22 protein-coding genes are annotated in these 22,493 nt (G+C 71.2%); 12 read left to right on the plus strand and 10 right to left on the minus strand.

The genetic code is table 11. The features are described from left to right. Positions 1-4: 4 nt before the first annotated feature. Entirely contained in the window at positions 5-928 is a 924-nt protein-coding gene (locus tag IE250_RS19540) for an NmrA family NAD(P)-binding protein (RefSeq protein WP_189670967.1), read from the minus strand. 114 nt (positions 929-1,042) lie between these two features. Between IE250_RS19540 and IE250_RS19545 the strand changes: the two genes are divergently transcribed. The 3 genes from IE250_RS19545 to IE250_RS19555 all read left to right on the plus strand — a co-directional run bounded on the left by IE250_RS19545 (position 1,043) and on the right by IE250_RS19555 (position 2,968). Further along, positions 1,043-1,426, plus strand: coding sequence for an MmcQ/YjbR family DNA-binding protein (locus IE250_RS19545; RefSeq protein ID WP_189670968.1), 384 nt, complete (start codon positions 1,043-1,045; stop codon positions 1,424-1,426). 13 nt (positions 1,427-1,439) lie between these two features. Beyond that, positions 1,440-1,838, plus strand: coding sequence for a YybH family protein (locus tag IE250_RS19550; RefSeq protein WP_189670969.1), 399 nt, complete (start codon positions 1,440-1,442; stop codon positions 1,836-1,838). Between the two features lie 551 nt (positions 1,839-2,389). Next, on the plus strand, positions 2,390-2,968 hold the full coding sequence (locus tag IE250_RS19555) for a TOPRIM nucleotidyl transferase/hydrolase domain-containing protein (protein WP_189670970.1): 579 nt from the start codon (positions 2,390-2,392) through the stop codon (positions 2,966-2,968). A 40-nt stretch (positions 2,969-3,008) separates the two neighbouring features. Here IE250_RS19555 and IE250_RS19560 read toward each other — a convergent pair whose 3' ends face one another. Then, the gene (locus tag IE250_RS19560; RefSeq protein ID WP_189670971.1) at positions 3,009-4,073 is read right to left on the minus strand and encodes an alcohol dehydrogenase catalytic domain-containing protein; all 1,065 of its coding nucleotides are present in this window, start codon (positions 4,071-4,073) and stop codon (positions 3,009-3,011) included. Between the two features lie 196 nt (positions 4,074-4,269). Between IE250_RS19560 and IE250_RS19565 the strand changes: the two genes are divergently transcribed. The 4 genes from IE250_RS19565 (at position 4,270) to IE250_RS19580 (ending at position 8,864) form a co-directional block, all read left to right on the plus strand. Then, the gene (locus tag IE250_RS19565; RefSeq protein ID WP_189670972.1) at positions 4,270-5,301 is read left to right on the plus strand and encodes a tyrosine-type recombinase/integrase; all 1,032 of its coding nucleotides are present in this window, start codon (positions 4,270-4,272) and stop codon (positions 5,299-5,301) included. Positions 5,302-5,390: 89 nt separating this feature from the next. Continuing rightward, positions 5,391-6,359 carry an ATP-grasp domain-containing protein gene (locus IE250_RS19570; RefSeq protein WP_189670973.1) on the plus strand — a complete coding sequence of 323 codons (969 nt, stop codon included), beginning with the start codon at positions 5,391-5,393 and terminating at the stop codon, positions 6,357-6,359. A gap of 13 nt (positions 6,360-6,372) precedes the next feature. Beyond that, positions 6,373-7,650, plus strand: a complete 1,278-nt coding sequence (locus IE250_RS19575) for a glycosyltransferase family 2 protein (RefSeq protein ID WP_189670974.1) — start codon at positions 6,373-6,375, stop codon at positions 7,648-7,650. Continuing rightward, entirely contained in the window at positions 7,647-8,864 is a 1,218-nt protein-coding gene (locus IE250_RS19580; protein WP_189670975.1) for a hypothetical protein, read from the plus strand. The genes IE250_RS19575 and IE250_RS19580 overlap by 4 nt, the downstream gene beginning before the upstream one ends. Here the strand turns inward: IE250_RS19580 and IE250_RS19585 are convergent. Both IE250_RS19585 and IE250_RS19590 read right to left on the minus strand, forming a co-directional pair. Next, entirely contained in the window at positions 8,785-10,128 is a 1,344-nt protein-coding gene (locus IE250_RS19585) for a sensor histidine kinase (protein WP_189670976.1), read from the minus strand. The two genes, IE250_RS19580 and IE250_RS19585, sit on opposite strands and share 80 nt — an antisense overlap. Then, positions 10,125-11,198, minus strand: a complete 1,074-nt coding sequence (locus IE250_RS19590; protein WP_189670977.1) for a PIG-L family deacetylase — start codon at positions 11,196-11,198, stop codon at positions 10,125-10,127. The genes IE250_RS19585 and IE250_RS19590 overlap by 4 nt, the downstream gene beginning before the upstream one ends. A gap of 247 nt (positions 11,199-11,445) precedes the next feature. On the opposite strand from IE250_RS19590, the gene IE250_RS19595 reads away from it, so the two are divergent. The 5 genes from IE250_RS19595 to IE250_RS19615 all read left to right on the plus strand — a co-directional run bounded on the left by IE250_RS19595 (position 11,446) and on the right by IE250_RS19615 (position 17,208). Continuing rightward, positions 11,446-11,823, plus strand: coding sequence for a response regulator (locus IE250_RS19595; RefSeq protein WP_189670978.1), 378 nt, complete (start codon positions 11,446-11,448; stop codon positions 11,821-11,823). Further along, a complete protein-coding gene (locus IE250_RS19600) occupies positions 11,820-14,801 on the plus strand; it encodes a response regulator (RefSeq protein ID WP_189670979.1) in 2,982 nt (993 codons plus the stop codon). Before IE250_RS19595 ends, IE250_RS19600 begins: the two co-directional genes overlap by 4 nt. Further along, complete coding sequence (locus IE250_RS19605) at positions 14,798-15,304, plus strand: pyruvoyl-dependent arginine decarboxylase (protein ID WP_189670980.1); 507 nt, start codon at positions 14,798-14,800, stop codon at positions 15,302-15,304. Before IE250_RS19600 ends, IE250_RS19605 begins: the two co-directional genes overlap by 4 nt. Further along, positions 15,294-15,836: a hypothetical protein gene (locus tag IE250_RS19610; protein WP_189670981.1), complete on the plus strand. Its 543-nt coding sequence runs from the start codon at positions 15,294-15,296 to the stop codon at positions 15,834-15,836. The genes IE250_RS19605 and IE250_RS19610 overlap by 11 nt, the downstream gene beginning before the upstream one ends. 142 nt (positions 15,837-15,978) lie before the next feature. Next, positions 15,979-17,208 carry a phospholipase D-like domain-containing protein gene (locus IE250_RS19615; RefSeq protein ID WP_189671113.1) on the plus strand — a complete coding sequence of 410 codons (1,230 nt, stop codon included), beginning with the start codon at positions 15,979-15,981 and terminating at the stop codon, positions 17,206-17,208. A 177-nt stretch (positions 17,209-17,385) separates the two neighbouring features. Here IE250_RS19615 and IE250_RS19620 read toward each other — a convergent pair whose 3' ends face one another. The 6 genes from IE250_RS19620 to IE250_RS19645 all read right to left on the minus strand — a co-directional run bounded on the left by IE250_RS19620 (position 17,386) and on the right by IE250_RS19645 (position 21,989). Then, complete coding sequence (locus tag IE250_RS19620; RefSeq protein ID WP_189670982.1) at positions 17,386-18,087, minus strand: MBL fold metallo-hydrolase; 702 nt, start codon at positions 18,085-18,087, stop codon at positions 17,386-17,388. 24 nt (positions 18,088-18,111) lie between these two features. Next, complete coding sequence (locus IE250_RS19625; protein ID WP_189670983.1) at positions 18,112-18,702, minus strand: MerR family transcriptional regulator; 591 nt, start codon at positions 18,700-18,702, stop codon at positions 18,112-18,114. 100 nt (positions 18,703-18,802) lie between these two features. Then, positions 18,803-19,309, minus strand: a complete 507-nt coding sequence (locus IE250_RS19630) for a bifunctional nuclease family protein (protein ID WP_189671114.1) — start codon at positions 19,307-19,309, stop codon at positions 18,803-18,805. 153 nt (positions 19,310-19,462) lie between these two features. After that, positions 19,463-20,266, minus strand: a complete 804-nt coding sequence (gene ftsR, locus IE250_RS19635; RefSeq protein ID WP_229872598.1) for a transcriptional regulator FtsR — start codon at positions 20,264-20,266, stop codon at positions 19,463-19,465. Continuing rightward, positions 20,263-20,736: an FHA domain-containing protein gene (locus IE250_RS19640; RefSeq protein WP_189670985.1), complete on the minus strand. Its 474-nt coding sequence runs from the start codon at positions 20,734-20,736 to the stop codon at positions 20,263-20,265. Before IE250_RS19640 ends, ftsR begins: the two co-directional genes overlap by 4 nt. Before the next feature lie 221 nt (positions 20,737-20,957). Beyond that, a complete protein-coding gene (locus IE250_RS19645) occupies positions 20,958-21,989 on the minus strand; it encodes a DUF881 domain-containing protein (protein ID WP_189670986.1) in 1,032 nt (343 codons plus the stop codon). Positions 21,990-22,493 lie beyond the last annotated feature (504 nt).

Here is a 22,493-nt window from a genome sequence, read left to right on the forward strand (position 1 = left end):
CGGTTCAGCCAGCGGGCCGGACGACGTCGGCGACAGCCAGCGGCGCCCGGCCCGTCAGCCGCCGCACCTCGTCCGAGACGACGCTCCACCGGTCCTGGTGGACGGACGCGAACATGCTCGAGTACGCGTACGTCCACCAGGGATCCTCGCCGGAGCGGGCCAGCTCCTCGACCAGCGCCTGCGGCGGCACGTCGGTATAGCTCACCCGGTTCCCCCTGATCTGCGTGAGCGCACCGGCCATCGCGTCGAGCGTCATCGCCTCCGGACCGGTCAGATCGTGGTGCCGGCCGCTCGGCGGCAGCAGGGCCAGCGCGGCCAGGCACCGTCCCACGTCGCCGCGCGAGACCAGCGAGACCCGCCCGCTCCCTGCGGGCACACGCAGCTCGCCGGACGTCAGCGCCGGGCGCAGGAATGCGGCGAAGAACTCCGTGAACAGCGAGGCCCGGGCGAACGAGAAGGCGCAGCCGCTCTCCACGAGCAGCCGCTCGGTGTACCCGTTGGTGAAGGCGTAGCAGAACGGCGACGCCAGGTCCGCGTCCACGCCGCTCAGGTACACGACATGCCCCACCCCGTTGGCTGCCGCCGCCCCCACCACGTTCTGGTGATGGACCATCATCCGGGCCGCTTCGCCGTCGCTGGAGATGAACACGAGCACGTCGACGCCGCGCAGCGCCAACCGCAGCGACGCGACGTCGTCGTAGTCGGCATACACCGGCACCACCCCGGCGGCCCGCCGTCCCAGGTTCAGCGCCGCCGCCACCGCGGCCGGACGACGGGCGAGCGCCAGCACCTCGTGCCGAGCGTCGTGACCGCCGTCGCCTGCCTCCTGACCCGCGGACGTGCGCTCGGCCGGGCCCGCGGCCTTGGCCAGAATGCCGACGACCTGGCTCCCGAGCGTGCCGGTCGAGCCGGTAACCGCAATCCTCACGGCGGTCACGTTACCCGGGCGCCGGCGCTCGCAGGAGCAGCGGGCCCCGTCAGCTGGTCGTGTCAGCTGGTCGTGTCAGCTGGTCGTGTCAGTGGCTGGTGCAAGACTCCTGCCGTGACCGAACGCGCAACCGTGCCGACCGAGACCGTCCTGCGGCTGGCCGCGATCTTCGAACGCCTTCCGGAGTGCAACGAGACCGACGCCTGGACCGGAGTGGTCTGGAAGACCCGCGACGCCACGGTCGCGCACGTCTTCGGCGGCGAGGACGGCTTGGTCCGGGTCACCTTCCGGGCAGAGCCCGACGAGGTCCAGGCGTTCCAGCACCTCGGTCCGCAGTACTTCAAGGCGAGCTGGGGCAGCAACGTCGTCGGGATGGTCCTGGACGAACGCACCGACTGGGAGGAGCTGGCCGAGCTGCTCACGGACTCGTACTGCATCCAGGCGCCGCAGAAGCTTGCGGAGCAGGTGAGCCGGCCCGCCGTCCCGGGTGCCGACTGAGTAGGCTCGTGACATGACGGAACGTGCGGCGGTCGAGGCCTGGGTCCGCGACTACGAACGGCTCTGGCGGACGGCGGGGACGGACGGCCTCTCCGAGCTCTTCACTGCCGACGCCTCATACCTGGCGTCGCCCTGGGCGCAGCCCATCGTGGGGCTGCCGGCGATCGCGGAGTTCTGGGAGTCCGAGCGCACCGGGCCCGACGAGTCGTTCACCATGGCGTCCAAGGTGATCGCCGTGGACGGTTCGACGGCGATAGTGCGGGTGAGTGTCGAGTACGACGCATCCGGCAGCCGCTGGCGTGACCTGTGGATCCTCGAGCTCGGCGATGACGGGCGCTGTGCAGCCTTCGAGGAATGGCCGTTCGCACCGGGCCAGTCCGACGGTCACGACCAGCTCGGGACGAGCCAGTAGCCACGATCCGGTGCGGCCGCCGACGTCGGACAAAGTCCATCCGGTGGGGTCATCGACATACATCCGATAATGCACATTATGTCATTACGGCGGGGGCGTCGGCATGGAACCACGCCCCTGCGCTGCGCGCCCGTCGGGCCGTCGCGCACGTGCTGAGTGCTCAGGCTCCCCGTTCGCCCGCACGATCGACCCGGGCCAGGCTCGCTGACTTCGGTCGGCTGCTGGCTGCGTCACGTGACTTCGGTCGGTCGTCTCGACATCGGTCATTCGATGGACCGATGTCGAGACAGCTGACCGAAGTCACGAGCCAGCCCTGCACACCGGACCGAACTAGCGAGCTCAGCCGCGTCCGAACAAAGCCGCGAACCAGTGCACCGAACGCGCATCGACCAGCCACGAGCCGCGCCCCCACCAGTTGCCCGCCAACATGTCTAAAGCATTGTGTATAGCGCAACACAACTGTCTTTCACTACCAAGTACGACCAACACGGTAGCAACCCCGAAAATCCTGCAGGCTCTCCCCGCGCCCGAGGCATACGATCCTTCAGACCATGAACCTTGCCGGAGTCCTCGCCGCCTCCACGAGCACCGCGGTGCTCGTGGAGGGCGAGAGCGACCGCGCGGCCGTCGAGACGCTCGCCGCCCGGCTGGGCCTGCCCCTCGCCGACCTCGGCGTGCAGGTCGTGGCGATGGGCGGGATCACCAACATCGGCCACCACCTCGTCGCCCTGGGCGGCCAGGACATCCGGCTCGGTGGCCTGTACGACGCCGCGGAGGAACGCTTCGTCATCAAGGGCCTCGACCGGGTGGGCCTGCGGCCGTTCGACGCGACCACTCCCCTGACCGACCTCGGCTTCTTCCGCTGCGACCGGGACCTCGAGGACGAGCTGATCCGGGCCGTCGGGACCGACGGGTTCCTCGCCCTCATCGCTGCCGAGGGCGAGCTGCGGAGCTTCTCGCGGCTGCAGGGCCAGCCGGCCCAGCGCGAACGCACCGCTACCCAGCAGCTGCACCGCTTCATCGGCTCGAAGGGCGGCCGGAAGGAGCGCTACGGGCGCCGCCTGGCCGAGGTGCTCCCGCTGGACCGGGTGCCGGCCCCGCTCGACGCCGTACTGCGCTGGGCCACCTGAGTCCCGCCTGAGCCCCTGCCAGAGACACACACCAGTACGGTCACGCCCTTCGCGGGTCGAGCACCACCATCCCGGCGCGCGGCGCGGAGTCCATGGTGGGTACGAGCTGGGCCGCCTCCGCCATGCCGACCACCCGGTCGAGCAGGTCCTGGGGCCGCAGCGCACCGGAGGCGACGAGGTCGAGCATCTCGGGGTAGTCCGCGGCCGCCATGCCGTGGCTGCCGAGCACGTCCAGCTCCCACGCGATCACGCGGCCCATCGGCACGCGCGGACCGCCGTCGACGGGCGCGAACAGCCCCACCTGCACGTGCCGTCCCCGGCGGCGCAGGCTCCCGATCGCGTCGGCGCACGTCTGCTCGCTCCCGACGGCGTCCACCGAGACGTGCGCTCCGCCGTCGGTCAGCTGGTGCACGAGGGCGGGCACGTCGAGCCCGTCGGCGAGCGCCGCGTCGTCTGCCAGCACCGTGCGCTCCGCGCCGGCGTGCTGTGCGGCTACCAGCGCCCCTTCCGACCGGTCGACGGCGAGCACGTGTGCCCCTCGGGCCACCGCGACCATGATCGCGCTGAGCCCGACCCCGCCCGCGCCGACGACCACCACCCACTCCCCTGCTCGCACCAGTGCGCGCCCGGCCACCGCCCGGTAGGCGGTGGCGAAGCGGCAGCCGAGGCTTGCCGCGGCGTCGAGCGAGACGCCGTCGGGTACCGCGACGAGATTCGCGTCTGCCGCGTGCAGCACGACGAGCTCGGCGTACGAGCCCCAGTGCGTGAAGCCGGGCTGGGTCTGGTCGGGGCAGACCTGCGCCTGGCCACTGCGGCACCACTCGCAGGTGCCGCACCCGCTCACGAACGGCACGGTGACCCGGTCCCCCACGCGCCACTTCGTCACGCCGGCGCCCACCTCCGCGACGGTGCCCGCGAGCTCGTGGCCGGGGACGTGCGGCAGGGCGGTGATGTCGGCGTCGTGCCCGGCCCAGGCGTGCCAGTCGCTCAGGCACAGGCCTGTGGCGTGCACCCGCACGACCACGCCGCCCTCGGGGGCCCGCGGGTCGGGAACCTCGCGGACGTCGGTAGGGCCTTGGAACTGGTCGAAGAGAATGGCTCGCACGCTCGGATTCAACCACGCGAGCCGTGCACTCCTGGCGAGTGGGCGCTGTTGACCGTAGCGGCGTACACCGTGGGCCCGTCCGCGACGGTCCGGAGCGTGATGCGCCGACGCGACCTGGTCTGAGCGGTCTCGTTGCAGGTCAGCGGCATTTTCCGGCATATCGGGAGTGTCAGTGGTCCCGCCTAGGGTGGCGCTCATGGTCGCTCCTCCGCGCCTCGAGCGCGTCACCGTCGCCGAAGCCGCCCGCCGTTATCTCGCGGCGGTCGAGGTCGAGACGATCCGCGGCGTCCTGTCCCCCGCCACGGCGCGCAGCTACACGCGTGACGTCACCGAGTTCGGGCGGCTGACCGGCCGCGACCGGATCCTCGACGACGTCACGGGGGCCGACGTCGACAGCGTGCTCGTGCGCTACCAGTCCGCGCCTGACGCCCGGTACACCGACCCGGACCGCAAGCCCGGCCCCGGGCGCAGCACCGCCACCGTCAACCGGTTCCGGCAGTCGGTCACCCGGTTCTTCGCGTACGCGGCGCGCGAGTGCTGGGTCCAGGCCGACCCGATGCAGTGGGCCGCGCCGCCGGCCAAGGTGCGCGGCACCCTGCGCACCGCTCGCACCGCCCTGTCGGCGGGAGCGGCCCGCAGCCTGCTGGCCACCTCGCCGTCGGACACGCCCGCCCGCACCGACCAGGACCTCGCCCTGCGCGACCGGCTGGTGGTCGCGCTGCTGCTGGTCCTGGGTCCGCGCGTCTCGGAGCTCGCCCGTACCGACGTCGACGACGTCGCCCGCGAGCCCGAGCGCGCCACCTGGCGCATCCGCGGCAAGGGCGGCAACACCCGCACCGTAACCCTCTCACCGCCCCTGGCCGGTGCCCTGGACGACTACCTCACCCTGCTCCGCCCTGCCCTTGCCGCGAAACGCCCCCAGGACGACGACGCCCAGCGTGCCCTCCTGCTGTCCTGGCGGGGCCGGCGCATCGACACCCAGGCCATCCGCGCCCTCCTGGCCCGCGCCGTCAGCCGCATGCCCGCGCCCTACCAGCGCGAGGCCACCCCGCACGCGCTGCGGCACACCACAGCGACCCTGCTGGTCGCCGACGGCTGGGACGTGAAGGTCGTCGCGGAGCTCCTCGGGCACGCCTCGATCGCCACCACCGGTGTCTATCTCGACCGCATCGAGGGTGAGCTCACGGCCGCCATCCGGTCCCACCCGCTGGCGGCCGCGATCGAATGAGCGCAGGGCTCGGAATGCGCTGCGACCCGTCGCGGGTGAAACTCGCAGCAGAACCCGGACCAAGGAGCCAGCCCGATGCGGACCCAGCCATGACGTCCGTCCTCGTGACCGGCGCGGGGGGTCCTGCGGGCCGTGCGCTCGGAGCACAGCTCACCTCCCGCGCCGCAGAAGGCGCAGACCTCACCTGGGTCGGTGTCGACATCGTCCCCGTGACCGACCCCAGCTTCCCGGTCACCGATCTCGCCCCCCGAGCCGACGCCTTCGACTACGCCACCGGCATGCGCGACCTCATCGACAAGTACGCCCCCGACCTCGTGCTGCCCACCGTGCAGGACGAGCTGCCCCAGGTTGCCGTGCTCGCCCAGGCCCTCGGCCGCCGGGCGGGCCGCAGTGCTCCGGCAACGTCCCGCGCTGCCGACACATCGGGCACGGTAGTGATCGCCGCCCCGGGATCCACCGCGATCGCGGCCGACAAGCTGCTCACCATGCTCGCGCTCGACCGCAGCGGGGTGCCGATCCCCCGGTACGCCCTCGCCACCGACTTCGCCGGCTCACGGGACGCACTCGCCTGGGCCGGCGGGCCGATAGTGGTCAAGCCGCGGGTCTCCCGCGGCGGCCGCGGGGTGCGGCTGATCGAGTCGCACACCGGCCCCGCCGGCACAGCCGACTGGGCCGACCTGGACGCGTCCTGGATCGTCCAGTCGTTCGCCTGCGGCACCGAGTACGGCCCACAGGTGTACCGGTCCCCCACCGGCCACAGCACGGTCGTGGTGCTGGAGAAGACCGCGCTCAAGCAGGGCCGGGTAGGCAACGCCGCCGCCGTCGTACGCCCGCTCGCCGGTGCCGCACCCGACATCGAGGAGACGGCCCGACAGGCCGTCGAGGCACTCGGCCTCGTCGGCCCCGTGGACCTGGACATCCGCCGCGACGCGACGGGAGCGCCTGTGGTCCTGGAGGTCAACAGCCGCTTCGGCGCCAACAGCGCCCACGCCCCCGAGCTGCTGGACGCGGTGCTCGCCCAGTGGGGGCCACCCCGACCCGGCAGCCGACCCAGATGAGACGGACCCCACGATGACAGAGATCCTGGCCGCAACGGCACTGGTGTTCGGCATGACGATGCTCGCCGTCGGCATCGTCCGACTGCTCATGCTCCCGTTCGCCCTCCGGTACGAGATGCGCCGCTCGCACCTACCGCCCGACGCCCCGCCGCACGCCGGAACGTTCTTCGACCGCCCAGGCCGCACGTCACCGCCCTCGATCTCGGTCATCGTGCCCGCCTACAACGAGGGCGTCGTGGTGGAGACCTGCGTGCGCTCCATCGCGCGCACCCGCTACCCCGACTTCGAGGTCGTGTGCGTCGACGACGGCTCCAGCGACGACACCTACGCCAAGCTCCAGGCGCTCGCCGCCGAGCTACCCGGTGTCCACGCGTACACGCAGCCCAACCGAGGCAAGGGCGCCGCGCTCAACCACGGCCTCAGCTACGCCCGGGGCGAGATCCTGGTGCTGGTCGACGCGGACGGCGTGTTCGGGCCCGACACCCTCACCGAGATGGTCCGCGGCTTCACCGACGAGCGCATCGGCGCAGTGTGCGGGGACGACCGCACCGTGAACCTCGACCGCGTGCAGACCCGTTTCCTCGCCATGATCAACCACGTAGGCACCGGACTGGTGCGCCGCGCACTGACCGTGCTGCACTGCCTGCCGATCGTCTCCGGCAACACCGGGGCATTCCGCCGCGACGTGCTGGAACGCACCGGCCCGCTCCGCGAGGACACCATCGGCGAGGACCTCGAGCTCACCTGGCGGGTCTACCGGGCCGGATACCGCGCCGCCTTCGCACCGCGCGCGCTGGTCTACGCCGAGTCACCGTCCACGCTGCCCGCGCTATGGAACCAGCGCGTGCGCTGGGGACGTGGCCTGCTGCAGACCATACGCCTGCACCACGACATGACCGGTAACCCGCGCTACGGATCGTTCGGCCCCTACCTGGCGTTCAACCTCATCGCCCAGGTGCTGGGCCCCGTGCTCCAGGTCGCCGCGCTCGCGGTGTTCGTGGCGCTGGCGTTCCTCGGCGACCCGGGCGTCCTGCCAGCCACCTTCTGGCAGGTGCTCCTGCTCCTCAGCGTGCCGCTCTCGGTCGCCCTGCTCGTGCTCGCCGTCCTCGTGGACCGCTCACCCGGCGACCTGCGGCACGCGTGGACCCTGCCGCTGTGGCCGTTCTTCTCGACGGTGATGAGCCTGGTCATGCTGCGCGCGATCTGGCTGGAGCTGCGCGGTGCCGAGAGCCGGTGGAACAAGATGGATCGAAGCGGGACGATCTCCGTCGACACGGGACAGGGCTCATGACCGATCACCACGCACCCCGCGCCAGGAGAATCCTCGCTGCCGCAGCCCTCGCCGCCACGCTCGCCACGACCCTCGCCGCCTGCAGCCCGGATGCCGTCACCGTGGACCGGCCGCTGGTGCAGTCGGACCACCGGCAGTCGATCAGCCTCGGCATCGAGGACGTCGCGGACCCCGACCAGGACTGGGACGCCGTCAGGCAGCGGCTCGACGAGGCGAACGCCAACATGGTGACCCTCGCGGCCGGCCGCGTCGAGTTCACGGCCTTCGACTGGTCCGCCCACCCCGACGCCGCGGCAGAGGCCGGCCGGGACCACCTCGCCCACGCGATCAACGAGACGGCACGAGGGCCCGACGACGAGCCACGACTCGTCGACCTCCTGATCGACGCCCTGATCCCCAGCTGGATCAAGCAGGACCCAACGGTGGCAGGAGTCCGCGCCGACGGCTCCCGCTCGCGATACTTCCCGTCCGCCACCGCGCTGCACGACGGCCCCGTCGGTGAACGCTACCTCGAGCTCCTGGAAGAGCTCGCCCGCCGCTACCAGCCCGACCAGATCACCTTCACGGAGTTCAAGTTCGACGACGAGACCTACGGCGACGACGACGCCGCCCTCTACCGCGAGATGACGGGCGCGCAGGACTGGCCCCGACTACCCGACGGGAGCATCGACGAGGATGCGCCCGAGATCGCCGCCTGGCGCTCGCAGGTGGTCGCCGACTTCCTGGAGCGCGCGGGTGCGGTGCTGGACGACGTGGCCGCCGAGACCGGCAAGCGAACCGACCTCGCGATGGACGCACTGATCGACTGGGACAACCCGGACGTGGGGCGGCCCGACGCCGGTCTCAGCTACCCCCTGCTCGCCCGGCACGCCGATCGGGTCGTGCTGTGGGTCTACCTCGGCATCGGCAACCACACGTCCGACGACGTCGAGCCGCTCACCGCGGCACTTGCCCGCTCCGATCTCCCGACCGACAAGCTCACCCTCTCCGTGGGGCTCTGGGACCACGGCACACCGAAGGACTCGATCTCGCCGCAGGTGATGGCCGACGCCGCCCGGGCCGCGCGCACGAACGGCATCACGTCGGTCAACGTCACGCCGTACACACTGATGACGGCGGAGCACTGGAGCGCGCTCAGCGAGGTGTGGACTCGGCTTCCACCGACGAGCTCGTCGGAGAGTCCGTCGACGACGCCGTCGGCAGAGTCACCGTGACCCTGGTCCCCGCACCGGGCGAGCTGCCGACCCCCATGGTGCCGCCGTGCGCGTCCACGATGGCCTGCACGACCGGCAGACCGAGCCCGAACCCCAGGATCGTATGGCCCTTGGCGGCGCGATAGCGGTCGAGCCGTTCGGTGAGCCGGCCGAGCTCGTCGGGCCCCATGCCGACTCCCGTGTCGGCGACCTCGATCACCGCCTCCTGGGTCGCCACACCACGCAGACCGGCCCGCACCGTCACCGCACCGCCGCGCGGCGTGCGCCTGATCGCGTCGTCCAGCAGGATGGTGATCGCCTGCGCCAGGAGCTCCGGGTCTCCCGAGACCGCAACCGGTCCGGGCGTCACCACCGTGAGCGACAACCCGGCGGCCCACGCCGTCGGGCCCAGCTCGTCGCCGCAGGCGCGCGACACCCGGACCAGGTCCACGTTCTTCCGGGCGATGCTGTGCTGCCCGGCCGCCAGCCGCACGCTCATCAGCAGCTCGTCGATGAGCCGCAGCTGGCGGCGCCCGCTGCGCTCGATGACGTCCGCATAGGTGTGCTGGTCGTCGGTCAGGGAGCCTGCGCCCAGGAGCTGGGCGTACCCGAGCACCGTGGTCAGGGGCGAGCGCAGCGCATGTCCGACCATGCCGATGACCTCGTCCTGCGGCCGCTCGGTCGTGTCAGCTTCGGTGGCCTCGGTGGTGACGGCCCGTGCGTGCCGGGCCACAGCGGCCGTGCCGAACGCGATCAGGAAGGCGACCACCGGCACCACGGCACGCGGTACGGCCGGCTCAGCGATGAGCTCGGGTCCACCGAGCACCAGCCCCACCTGCACCCCCACCGTACCGGCGGTTGCCAGCACCACAGCGGACCTCGTCGCCTGCAGCCCGAGGCTCACCACCGGAAGCAGGAGCAGCGCATCGACCGACGCCACGGCCGCGCCAGACCCGTGCTGCAGCGCGACGAGCGCACCCATCTGGACCAGTGGCAGCACCGACTGCCATGCGGCCGGGATGCGGTCCCACGGGATGAGCACACCTGCGACCTGCGCGCCCAGCACCATCACCAGACCCAGCCACATCTCGAACCAGGCCACGGTTCCGCCCGACGCCATAGATGCCGACGGCAGGGGTACCAGCACCCATGACATCGTGTAGACGACGGTGAACGCGACCAGGCGTAGCCCTACGGCATCTGGCGCGAGGAGGCGCTCAGTGAAGCGGTCCAGCTGGCCGTCCAGGTGGCCGTCCCAGGCCGTGTGCGGTCTCGGCGCGCTCACCCGTCCGCAGGTTTTCCGGGCGCATGGTCCGCGGACACCTGTTCCGGTGCCGACGTGAGCCGCATCGTGGACCGAACGGTCTCCAGCGGCTCCGCGTAGTGGCCCCGCATGTACCGCGACCAGTACCTGGCGGTGGCTCGCACGACGTCCTCAGCCATGTAGTCCCGGTGCGCCTGCGAGGTGAACATGCGCAGCATCCGCAGCTTGGTCTCCAGGTGCTCGGCGATGTCCACGAACCGGTCCGGCCGGTAGTCGACGGTCGACGACGGGCTCTGGAAGCACGCCAGGTCCGCGACGTCGCGGGACGCGACCTGGACCGCCTGGTGCACCGCGCGATGGTCCTGGTGCCGGTCATGGTTGCTGTGCGTGTAGACCCGATCCGGCCGGACGTCCCGGATCACCTCTTCCAGCGCCGTGATCGGGCCCGACGCCGAGTCCAGGTGGGTGTCCTCGAAGCCCAGGTGGATGAGCCGCGCACCGATGATCTGGGCAGCCGCCTTCGCCTCCACGTACCGCGCCTCCGCATACCCGCCCGCCGAGCCGCCTGACATCGTCAGGATCACCAACCGGTCTCCGCTGCTCGCGTGCGCGGCGAGCGCGCCGCCCACGCCGAGCTCGACGTCGTCCGGGTGGGCACCCACCGCCAGCACCGTCTTGGTGCGGTCCGCGCGCCACGCCCGGCCTCGGCGCGCGAGCGCGGTTGCCCGTTCGACGAGCAGCGCCATGTCGACTGGCTTGACCAGGAAGTCGTCCACGTCGCCGCGCAGGGCGTCCACGGCATAGTCGACGCGATTGTGCGCCGTCAGGATGATGACGGGGACGCCCGCGGCCAGCTGGTGCACCTCCGGCAGGATCTCCAGGCCGGAGCGCCCGGGCAGCTCGATATCGATCAGCACGAGGTCGAAGCTCTCGGCCCGCAGGACCGCCAGCGCGCTCTCCGCGTCGCCGGCGATGACGGCGTGCATCCCGGCGTGCTGCTCGAGCACCGTGCGCGTGAACTCACCCGCGTCGGGATCGTCCTCGACGACCAGCGCCGACCAGGTGCCGGACGAAGCCTTGTCTCTTGCCATCGGCCCTCCCCCCAGTCAGGGAGCGCCCTCGCCCGTGGTCGCCCCGCCTACCTGACGGTACGCACGAATACGGCAAGCCGCCTGTCGTCGGCATGGTTCTCCGCTCGACAACGGGCGCGGGCGCGCGTGGCCTGGCACGATTACTGGCTAGAAGCGTTTTTTAACCCGTGTCGTTGGACCGACCGCGCGAGGAGGTAGGACGGCAGATGCTGGAACTACTCGAGACGGTAATGACGGAGGCGGCCCGATGAACCGCCGGATACTCGTGGTCGACGACGAGGAGGCGATCCGTGAAGTCGTGCGGATCAGCCTCGAGGTGGCTACCGAATGGAAGGTGGACGTCGCCACCAACGGAGCCGAGGCAGTTTCCCTGTGCACCGATGATCCACCGGACGCGGTCCTGCTGGACGTCATGATGCCCACGATGGACGGGCCGACCACGTTCGCCCGGCTCCAGGAGGACGCACGTACGCGCAGCGTCCCCGTGATCCTGTTGACCGCCAAGGTACAGCCCTCGGAGCGGCGCCGGTATGAAGACCTCGCCGTCGCCGGCGTGCTCGCCAAGCCGTTCGACCCGATCGCCCTTCCGGAACAGATCACCGACCTCCTCGGATGGCGCGGGTGACCGCCCGCTCCCCCGGGGTCGGCGATGGTGGCCTCCCCTTGGAGAGCGTGTGGTCAGGAAGCGCTGCCGCGCGGTCATGGAGCAGGTTCGTCCGCTGGTCCTGGGTGGCCGGCATCGCGGTCCTCCTGGTCGTCCTCCTGCTCCTGGGCCCCTTCGACCAGGCGACGCGCGAACAGATCTCCATGGTGGCGATCGCCGCCGCGGGTGTCGTCGCGGCGGCGAGCTGTGGGCGGCGCGCGGTGCAGTCGACGGGTCGTCGCCGGCGGGCGTGGGGCATCCTCTCCCTGGGCGGAGTCGTCGGGCTCGCCGGCAACGTCTACGCGGGGCTGGTCGGCGACCCCGAGACCGGGGACGCCGCCTACATCGCCGCTCTCGCGCTCGGCGTGGTGGGCATGTCGCTCTTCCCGGCTGTCCGACCGCGCGGCCGCGAGATGGTGCGCATGCTGCTGGACAGCATCGTGGTCGGCGGCTCCGTCCTGTACATCGCGCTCTTCGCCGTCGTACTGGATGGGGACGCACTGGCGGCGCAGCCGACGCTCACTGCCTACGCCCTGCCCGTGGTCGACGCCCTGCTCGCGACTCTCGCGGTCCTCGTCATGACCCGCTCGAGCGCCGCCGAACGTGTGCCGCTCGTGCTCGTGGGCGGCGGGTTCGTCCTGTACGCCGTTGCGGACGTGGCTTTCGCGCTGCTGACCGCGGCAGGTGGCTTCATGTTCGGCAGCCCGGTCGACGTCGGCTGGATCGGCGGATATGTCGCCATCGCGCTCGCCGCGCGCCATCCGGCGGCCTCCGGCACCTCGGTCGTCGGCCGGCCCGGGGACGGGACGCCGGTGCTCGGCACGATCGTGACGTTCTGCCTGTTCCTCACAGCGGCGCTGGTGCGCGTCGTCCAGGCGGGCCAGGGACTACCCGGGGTGGCCAACGCGCTGTGGGTCGCCGTGCTCGTCGCGGTCGTCGTGCGCCAGATCCTGGTCGTCGCGGACAACGCGTCCCTGCGTCACGGGCTCGAGCGGCGCGTCCAGGAACGCACCACGCAGCTGCGCTCGCTCGCGAGCGAACGTGAGCGGACGCTGGAGTCGGTGGCCGACGGGATCTACGGGGTGGACCCCGAAGGGCTGGTGACGTTCATCAACGCGGCCGCGGCGCAGTCGCTCGGTACGTCCGCCGCGGACCTCGTGGGGCGCAACGCGCACGCCACCTTCCACGCGCTGGCCGAGGACGGCAGCTCCCACCCCGTGGAACACTGCTACATCACCGAGGCCCTGCGCTACGGGATCACCGCCACGGCCGAGCAGGACGTCTACCGGTGCCTGGACGGGACGGGGAACGAAGTGCCCGTCGAGGTCACCGCGAGCCCACTGCGCGACGACGGAGGGATCCGCGGCGCGGTCGTCGCCTTCCGCGACGTCACGGAGCGGCGCGAGATGGAGCGCATCAAGGACGAGTTCGTGTCCGTGGTCAGCCACGAGCTGCGAACCCCGCTGACGGCGATCCGAGGCGCGCTCGGGCTCATCGACAGCAACGCTCTCGATGACAAACCCGAGCAGGCGGCGCGCATGATCCACATCGCGCTGACGAGCAGCGAGCGGCTCGGTCGGCTCGTGGACGACATCCTCGACACCGAGCGCTTGAACGCGAGCACGACACGGCTCGAGCTCGAGGAGCACCGGGTCGATGCACTCGTGGCCACGGCGGTGGACCAGGTTGCGGTCCTGGCGAACGAGGCCGGGGTGGCCCTCCGGCCCGTCGGATCCTCGGAGGTCGTCCGTGCGGATGGCGAGCGCATCGTGCAGACGCTCACCAACCTGCTGGGCAACGCCGTCAGGTTCTCCCCGCACGGCAGCACCGTCCGCGTGACAGCCATGCCGGTCGGTGACTATGTCGAGCTGCGTGTCGACGACGAGGGCCGCGGCATCCCGCCGGACAAGCTAGAGGCAATCTTCGGCCGGTTCGAACAGGTTGATGCCTCCGACACGCGCGAGCGGGGCGGCAGCGGGCTCGGCCTGACCATCGCCCGCAGCATCGTCGAGCGGCACGGCGGGCGGTTGTGGGCGGTCAGCGAGGGCGAGGGCCGAGGTTCGAGCTTCCGGTTCACTCTCCGTCGCGTCACCCTGGATGTGAACCGCACCGCGGAGGAGTCGCTGGAGGAGGCTCCCGCAGCGACGCGGGTGGTCGTCGTGGACGACGAGCCGCACGTCGTCGACATGTTCCGCAGGGTCCTGGAGGAGCGGGGGTACGACGTCGTCGGCGTCACAGACGGAAGTGCGGCGCTCGAAGCGATCGACGAGGAGCGGCCCGCCGCGATCGTGCTCGACCTCGCGATGCCGGGCACCAGCGGGGCTGAGGTGCTGGGCCGGCTGCGGCAGTCCGCCGCGACCGCCGGACTGCCCGTCGTCGTGGTGTCCGGGACGCGTCCGACGGACGCGCTGGAGACCGCCGTGCTGGCCGACGGCTGGCTCGTCAAGCCCGTGGACCCCGGCCGTCTCATCGAGACCGTCCGGGAGGTCATCCGCCGGCGGCCGACCCACAACCGGGTCCTGGTCGTCGAGGACGACGACAACCTGCGAACCGTCGTGGCGACGGTCCTGGAGAACGGCGGGCTCTCCGTCACCCAGGCGCGTTCGGTGAGTGAGGCTCGGGACGCTCTCGCCAGTGGCGCCGAGCCGGACCTCGTCCTTCTCGACCTCAAGCTCCCCGGCGCCAACGGGCAGGAGCTCGTCGCCGATCTGCGTCGCCACGGCCGCCTCCGCGAGGTCCCCCTCGTCGTCTATTCGGGCGCGGAGGTCAGCTTGGAGGAGCGCGAGGACCTTCAGCTGGGCCGGACGGTCTTCCTCACCAAGAGCCACACCACGCCGGACGCCGTCCTGCGTTCCGTGCTCGACCTCCTGGATGTCGTCGCCGGTCGCACTGTCGCAAGTCGCACAGGCGCCGGCGACGGCGGCGAGACCGGAGAACCCCCCTCATCGAGGACCTCATGACCGATCCCCTGACTATTCGTGTGAGTGTCGGCACGGGCACCGGCCGGACCACGCTTGCCGCCTTCGACGCCGCTCTCGCCGACGCAGGCGTGAGCGACTTCAACCTCCTCCGGCTCAGCTCCATCGTCCCGCCCGGTAGCCGGGTCCTCGAGGTGGACGGTAGGGAACAGCTGAAAGGCGACCACGGTGACGCCCTGTACTGCGTGTATGCGCGTGCGCACGCACTGCTCGCGGGGCACGAGGCCTGGGCCGGGGTCGCCTGGTCCCGGCGCGACGACGGCAGCGGTGCGGGCCTCTTCGTCGAGCACGAAGGTCCCTCGCGCGAGCAGGTCTCGACGGACCTCACGCACAGCCTCGAGGACCTCTCGGCCACGCGCGGCGGCACCTATCACCCGGAGGGCCGTCGGGTCGCAGGCATCACCTGCGTCACGCTGCCCGTGTGTGCAGTGGTCGTCGCGACCTTCCGTCGCACGGGCTGGGAGGAGGTCCACCGTGGGTTCTGAAGTGGCCTTCGAGGCTACCGTGACCGGCGAGGTCGCCGATCGCTTCTGGGAGCTGTACCTCGAGGCCTTCGGTCCGTTGCGCACACGCGCCGCCGCTCGGCACGTGCTGCATCGCGAGGAGTTCGACGAGGAGATGGCTGACCGCCGAGTGACGAAGCTCCTCGCACATGACGAGCGAGGCGAGGCGGTCGGGCTGACCACGCTCGCGACGGACCTCGCCGCGGTGCCGTGGGTGAGCCCGGAGTTCTTCGCCGCGCGCTATCCGGAGCAGGCGGCGCGCGGGGCGGTCTGGTACATCGGGTTCACGCTCGCGCACCCGAGCCGACGCTCCACGCGCACCTTCATGGACATGATCGATGCTCTCGTTGCCCACCTCGCCGAGCACCGTGTGGTGTGTGCCTACGACATCTCCCGCTTCAACGACGACTCCCTGCGGTTCGCCGACAACCTGCGCCGCCACCTCGAACGCACCCAGGATGTCACCGTCGAGCCCGTGGACCAGCAGACGTACTACGCGACGACATTCCACTGACATGCGTGACCGCTTGGGCCGACACGGCCGGCCGGCCGTTATCCGGGTTCGTAGAAGTGAGACCGGGTACCGTAAGCGCGTGGCGTCTCGCAAGGTCCCCGGCAACTTCCCGAAGCTCACGCTCGACATCCCGTCCGGCTTCATGTCCCGTGCCCGCACGATAGCGACCCGGGCGGCCGTCGTCGCCGCCGCCGTACCGGTCGGGGCAGCCATCGCGCTCATGGTGACCGACAAGATCCGGCGCCGCGTGCACCCGCTCACTGCGAATTTCCCCACGGAGAAGCCGCTCACCGAGCACATCGACGAGACCGCCACCACTGTCTACACCTACGGTGCCGACCTGTACGAGGCGATGCTCGAGGCCATCCACGGGGCGCGCAAGACCGTGATGCTGGAGTCCTACATCTGGAAGAGCGACCAGATGGGCCGGCGGTTCAAGCAGGCGCTCATCGACGCCGCTGCCCGCGGTGTCGACGTCTACGTCATCGTGGACGGCTTCGCCAACCTCGTGGTCCCGTACACGTTCTTCCGCTTCCCGCCGAGCGTGCACGTGCTGCGCTTCCCCGTGCTGCGCCCCGGAATGGCCTACCTCAACATCCGCACCTCGGGCCGCGACCACCGCAAGATCCTCGTGGTCGACGACGAGACCGGGTTCGTCGGCGGGTACAACATCGGCTCCCTGTACGCCACGCAGTGGCGCGACACCCACGTACGGCTCGAAGGGCCGTCCGTGTGGGAGCTGCGCAACGCGTTCGTCGACTTCTGGAACCGCCACCGCAAGCCGCGCCACCCCATCCTGTCCGACGTCGGCTCCAAGACCTGGCTGCCCCACCTCAAGGCCGCCCGCAACGCGCCCTCCGAGCTCGTGTTCCCCATCCGCGGGATCTACCTCGACGCGATCGACCGGGCCACCAGCCACATCTACATCACCCAGGCGTACTTCATCCCCGACCACGACATCCACGCCGCGCTGCTCGCCGCGGCCACGCGCGGCGTCGACGTCCGCGTCCTGGTGCCGCACCGCTCCAACCACGTCGTGGCCGACTGGCTCGCCCGCGGGCACTACGCCTCCCTGCTGCGCGGCGGCGTACGGATCTTCCTGTACCAGGGCGCCATGGTGCACGCGAAGACCGCGACCATCGACCGCCGCTGGACCACGATCGGCACCGCCAACATCGACCGGCTCAGCCTCACGGGCAACTACGAGGTCAACCTCGAGATCGTCGACCCGGGCCTGGCCGGCCGCATGGAGGACGTGTTCGCCATGGACCTGTCCAACGCCAAGGAGCTCACGCTCGACCAGTGGGTCGAACGCGGCGCGCTCGCCAAGATCGGCGAATATCTCCTGATCCCGCTGCGCCCGCTCCTGTAACCGACGACGCCACGCCTGCCCGGGTCTCCTCGGGAGTGCGCAGGCTGGGGCATGTCATGATCGGCGGATGGTGAGCATCAGGCTGGCCGGCCCTACGGACGTGTCCTGGCTGAGCGAGCGGGACCGGCATATCGACCCTGGACCTGCTCGCTTCTGACGGACAACACTGACGCCGGGCTAGACCGCCAGCGACTCCCCCACCGACAGCCTCGTGTACGTGTAGTCCCCGCCGACGCGCGACGTGTCCAGCCACCGGCCGGTCAGCGCATGCCCGGCCTCGGACAGGAACACGTCGTGGATCGGCACGACGGTCCCGGCCGGGACCGACCGCGCGAAGTCGATGGCCTCCCGCATCTTCATCCACGGCGCCGACACGGGCACCAGCAGCACATCCACCCCGGCACGCCGGATCGGGCCCGTCGAGATCTCGGGCAGCCGGGCCGGCACCTCGTACGAGTCGCCCGGGTGGAACACGCTCGCCCCGTCGACCTCGACGAGGTACGTGACGTTCACCGCGCGCGGGACCTCGGGGTGGATCAGCGCGTGGTCGCCGCCGCCCACCGTGACGCGCGCGCCGGCGACGTCCAGCACCTGGCCGGGCGAGACCTCGTGCACCCGGTCCGCCGGGGCGCCGCCCTCTCGCAGCGCACTCGTGGCGGGGCCGGTGGCCCACACCGGGACGTCCGGGTTCGCGTCGAGGAAAGGGACGAGCGTGGGTACGTCCACGTGGTCGAAGTGGTCGTGGGTGATCAGCACTGCCGCGGCGCCCGTGAGCGCGGACGCGGTGTCACTGAAGGTGCCGGGGTCGATGACGAGCGTGCCTCCGGCGTCGGGCAGGCTGATGGAGACGCACGCGTGACCGTGGAAGGTGAGCCGCATGCTCGCAGGTTACGCCAGCCGGGGTCAGACGGCGGACCTGGCGGCCCGCCGCTGGGCGAGCTCGTCGCCCTCGACGGCAGGGACGTCGCCGGGTTCGCCCTGGTCGAGCGTCTCGGTCGGCATCTGGGCGAGGGTGCCCTCGATCTCGCGCCACACTCGCCCGACGGCGATGCCGAACACGCCCTGGCCGCCGGCGACGAGATCGACTACCTCGTCCGGTGAGGTGCACTCGTACACGCTCGCGCCGTCGGACATGAGGGTGATCTGCGCGAGGTCGTCGACGCCGCGCTCGCGCAGTGCCGTGACCGCGGTGCGGATCTGCTGCAGCGAGACGCCGGTGTCGAGCAGCCGCTTGACCACCTTGAGCACCAGGATGTCCCGGAAGCTGTACAACCGGTGTGTCCCGGATCCCGTGGCCGGCTTGATGCTCGGCTCGACGAGGCCGGTGCGGGCCCAGTAGTCGAGCTGACGGTACGTGATGCCGGCAATGTGGCACGCCGTGGTGCCGCGGTAGCCCGTCGTGGCGTCCTGTTCCGTCAGGTCCTCACCGAAGAGGAGACCCTGCGCGCCGTGCGGGACCGTAGCGCGTGTGGCTCTCTCACCGCTGGTGTTCACTGTGCCTCCTGGGGTGTCGTGGCCACGCTATGGCGCGTCGAAGGTGATTTCAAAGATGCGCGCCGTGAAAGCTCTCGGCGTGTCGCGGTTCACACGGCTTTCACCCGGTCCGTCCGCCACCCTGGTTGCCTCCGCCCGGGGGTCCGAGGAAGTCCTCGGGAGTCACGTGGTCGAGGAAGTCGCGGAACCGCTCGACCTCCGCCTGCTGGTCGACGTCGACGATCTCGACGCCGGCCAGTGCCACGATCTCCGCCGAGCACAGGACGGGGCTGCCGGTGCGCACGGCCAGCGCGATCGCGTCCGAGGCCCGCGAGTCGAGGTGCACCCCGTTGCTCAGGACGAGCTCCGCGAAGTAGATCCCGCCCTCGAGCGCGACGATCTCGACCCGTACGAGCGTGACGCCGACGGCGCCCAGCACGTCCCTGAGCAGGTCGTGCGTCATGGGGCGGGGTGTGGCGAGGCCTGCCTGCGCCATCGCTATCGCGCTGGCCTCGCGTGCCCCGATGACTATCGGGATCGCCAAGTCGGCGGCACTGTCCAGCAGCAGCACCACGATCTCCTGATCGCGCTGCTGCTGTCGAACGCCGAGGATCTCCACGGGGACCATCGGCACGTCGTCCGGCCTCACGCTTTCACCGTACGGCGTGCAGCCGCCACTCGTCGCGCGCTCGGGCTAAATTTTTGGTAATGGACCAGTAGTTCATCCGCAAAGCCGGGTGAAATCTTGCCGCGCCCGGCCAATGGGAGGGCTTGGTCAGGCTCAGCCGAGGTCTTCGATCCCTTGGCGAACCCACGCGGCGTGCAGGCGCGTGAACAGCTCGCCCATCTCGCCGGCGAGGCTCGCGGCGCGGCCGCGTGCGGCGCTGGCCTGCTGGCTGCGCAGCGGCGCCACCACCTGGTCCACGAGGCCGACCTCGCGGTCGGCGGCGGTGCGGAAGGAACGCAGGTGGCGCGGCTCGATGCCGAACTCGGCCAGGGCGCCCGCGATCCGGGCGACCTCGACGGCGCCCGCCCCGAACGTGCTGCTCGACGCCGGCAGGAGGCCGCCCCGGACCAGGCTCTGCACGAACTCCTCGGTGACGCCCGCCGCGTCGGCCACCGACGCGGCCGTCCAGCGGCGTCGCGCGGGCGACCCCTCGCCCGCGAGGCGCGGCGCGGGGTGCTCGGCCGAGTCGGGGTCGGCGTCCATCGCCGCGAGGCGTTCCTTGATCACCTTGAGCGGCATGTAGCTGTCGCGCTGCTCGGTGAGCACAAAACGCAGGCGCTCGACGTCGGCCTGGCTGTACTGGCGGTAGCCCGACGGCGTGCGCACAGGGTGGATCAGGCCCTGCTCCTCCAGGAAGCGGAGCTTGGAGTGCGAGACGGACGGGAACTCCTGGCCCAGGGCACGCAGCACGTCGCTGATGCGCATCGTGGCCTGGCGGGAGATCCCGCGGGGCCAGGGCGCGCCTGCCTCAGGGTCCTGGCCGCGCTCGTCGTCGTGTGCACGGTCGCCGTCATGAAGGGGGCGCGGGTCGGTGCCGCGGTCGACCCCACGATGGTCGCGTGCGGCGCCGGTCGTCACGGGGCGGGTGTCCCCGCGCCCCACTGCGCCGGCGACTGCGGGCTGGCGTGGAAGGTCAGGCGGAACTTGCCGATCTGCACCTCGTCGCCGGTGACCAGGGTGGCGGCGTCGATGCGTCCACGGTTGACGTAGGTGCCGTTCAGCGAGCCGATGTCGCGCACGACGAACGAGTCGCCCTCGCGCACGAACTCGGCATGCTTGCGGGACACCGTGACATCGTCCAGGAAGATGTCTGCCTGCTCGCTGCGGCCGGCGACCGAACGCGCGGTGTCCAGGAGGAACCGTGCGCCGAATCCCGGGCCGCGCTGCACGATGAGCAGCGCGGAGTGCCGCGGGAGGGCGGCGACCGCGGCGGCTTCCTCCGGGCTGAGCGCCGTACGGGGCGCCTGCTCGTCTGAGGTCGGGAACGCGATGCGACCCAGGTTGGCCGTGGTATCGGGCCCGACCGGATGGGCGCTGTGGTCCGTCATCAGGTCTCCTCGGGTGCGGTGGTGGTGAGCTGGTTCCTACGCTCGGACAACGGCCGGGGCCACGTCCGGGTTCCACTCAACCTACCCCGATCGGGATAGACGCGGAAACCTAAGTTGGGAAACCAACTCGGATAAAAATACCCACGTCAGAGCGGTTCCGCATGCCAGTTCGGCAGCCCGGCCGTGGTTCCCGCCCGAGCACCGCGCGAACGTGGCGGGCGTCACTCCTCGTCGGCGGGTTCAGCGAACTCCGGCTCGCCCGGGATGCGCACGGCGTCGACGGTCACCTCGTCCTCGATCGAGGTGGTCGCGACGCCGCCCTCCTCGCGGATCCGGGGCAGCGCGCCGCCGGGAATCTCGAGCGCACGGTCGATCGTCTCCGGGTCGCCGATCACCGTCCACTCGTACGGGGAGGCGATAGCGGCACCGTCGAGCACCACGCCGCCGCCCGAGTCCACGAAGTAGCTGGTCGTGACGAGCCGAACCCCGTTGACCTCCATCGCCTCCGCCCCGGCGTTACGCAGCTCCTCGAGCAGGTTGAACAGGACCTGCGCTTCGAGCGGCCGCCCGCCGTCGGCCACGTGGATCTGCACGCCCGGGCCGTGGGCCCGGAGCCGGCCCGACAGGATGCCCTCCTGCTCCGCGCGCTGCTGCGCGAGATCCCGCGCCGCCTGGTCGCGCCCGTCCTCCGACCGCAGGTCGTCGCGGATCTCCTCCAGGTCCGCGACCTCGGCATCCAGCTGCTCGGCCCGCTGCGTCACCTCGTCCAGCAGCCGCACCAGCTCGTCCTCCCGCAGGCTGCTCAGCTGGTCCCCCGTCGACTGCCCCACCTGCACCGCCAGGGCGAACCCCAGCGCCAGGCACAGCAGGCCCGTCAGCAGCTCCGAGCGTGTGCCGCGCGGCCGCATCAGCTCCGCCACCCGCTTCCAGCCCGACGCCGGTTCGGGGCCGAACGCCGGTTCCGGGTCGGACGGCGGTTCCGGGTCGGACGGCGTCGGCTCCGCGGCGGCCTCCGCTCCGGCGTCGGCCGCGCCAGCCTGCTCGGTCGGGCCCGCCGCGACGACCTCGGCCTCGACTATCTCGGTCGCGACTGGCTCGACCTCCACCGGCTCAGGCTCCACCGTCTCGGCCTTCTCCGGTTCGGTCGCGACGGTCTCCGCCCGAGGCTCGGGCGTCACGCCGGCCCGGTGCTCCGGCTTCTCCTCAGCCTGTTCCTCGGCCCTGTCTTCGGCCTGATCCTTGTCGCTGCTCATGCTCACGCCTTGAACATGTCGGAGGAGCGCTGACCGGCGGTTTCGCCGAGGCGGGACCGCTTGCAGGGGAATGTCGGGGAGACAGTCCCTCGCACGAGCGTACCGAGGCGGATGTCCGGCGAGATCCCCGACGGGACTCGTCGTAGGTCTTGTGGCACGGAGAAGCCATGCCCGTGGGTGCTGATCTCTCCGTACATCGCCACCACTGTACTCAGTGAGTCTCGGAACCCGTGGGCCGACGCGGTGCTGGCAGCGACGCATCGGCATACCCGGGTAGGCGCGGCCGCCCTCACCATGGCGGACGTGTCCGGCGGTAGACTCCAGGTTCTCCGGAGATCAAGCAGGGCAACGCCCGTGCCCCGCGGTGGATTCACGGAGACACCCGGCGGCGTGTCACCATCGGCGTGAGGGCCGGGCCGCGGGCGGCGCGAGCGGAGACGCTGCGCGGTGACCCAGCAGCCGATCGGAGCGCCCTGGCCCGGGCTGCCTGCCTCACGGGGCGGT

Source organism: Promicromonospora soli (assembly GCF_014653785.1).
In the GTDB taxonomy this organism is placed as follows: domain Bacteria; phylum Actinomycetota; class Actinomycetes; order Actinomycetales; family Cellulomonadaceae; genus Promicromonospora; species Promicromonospora soli.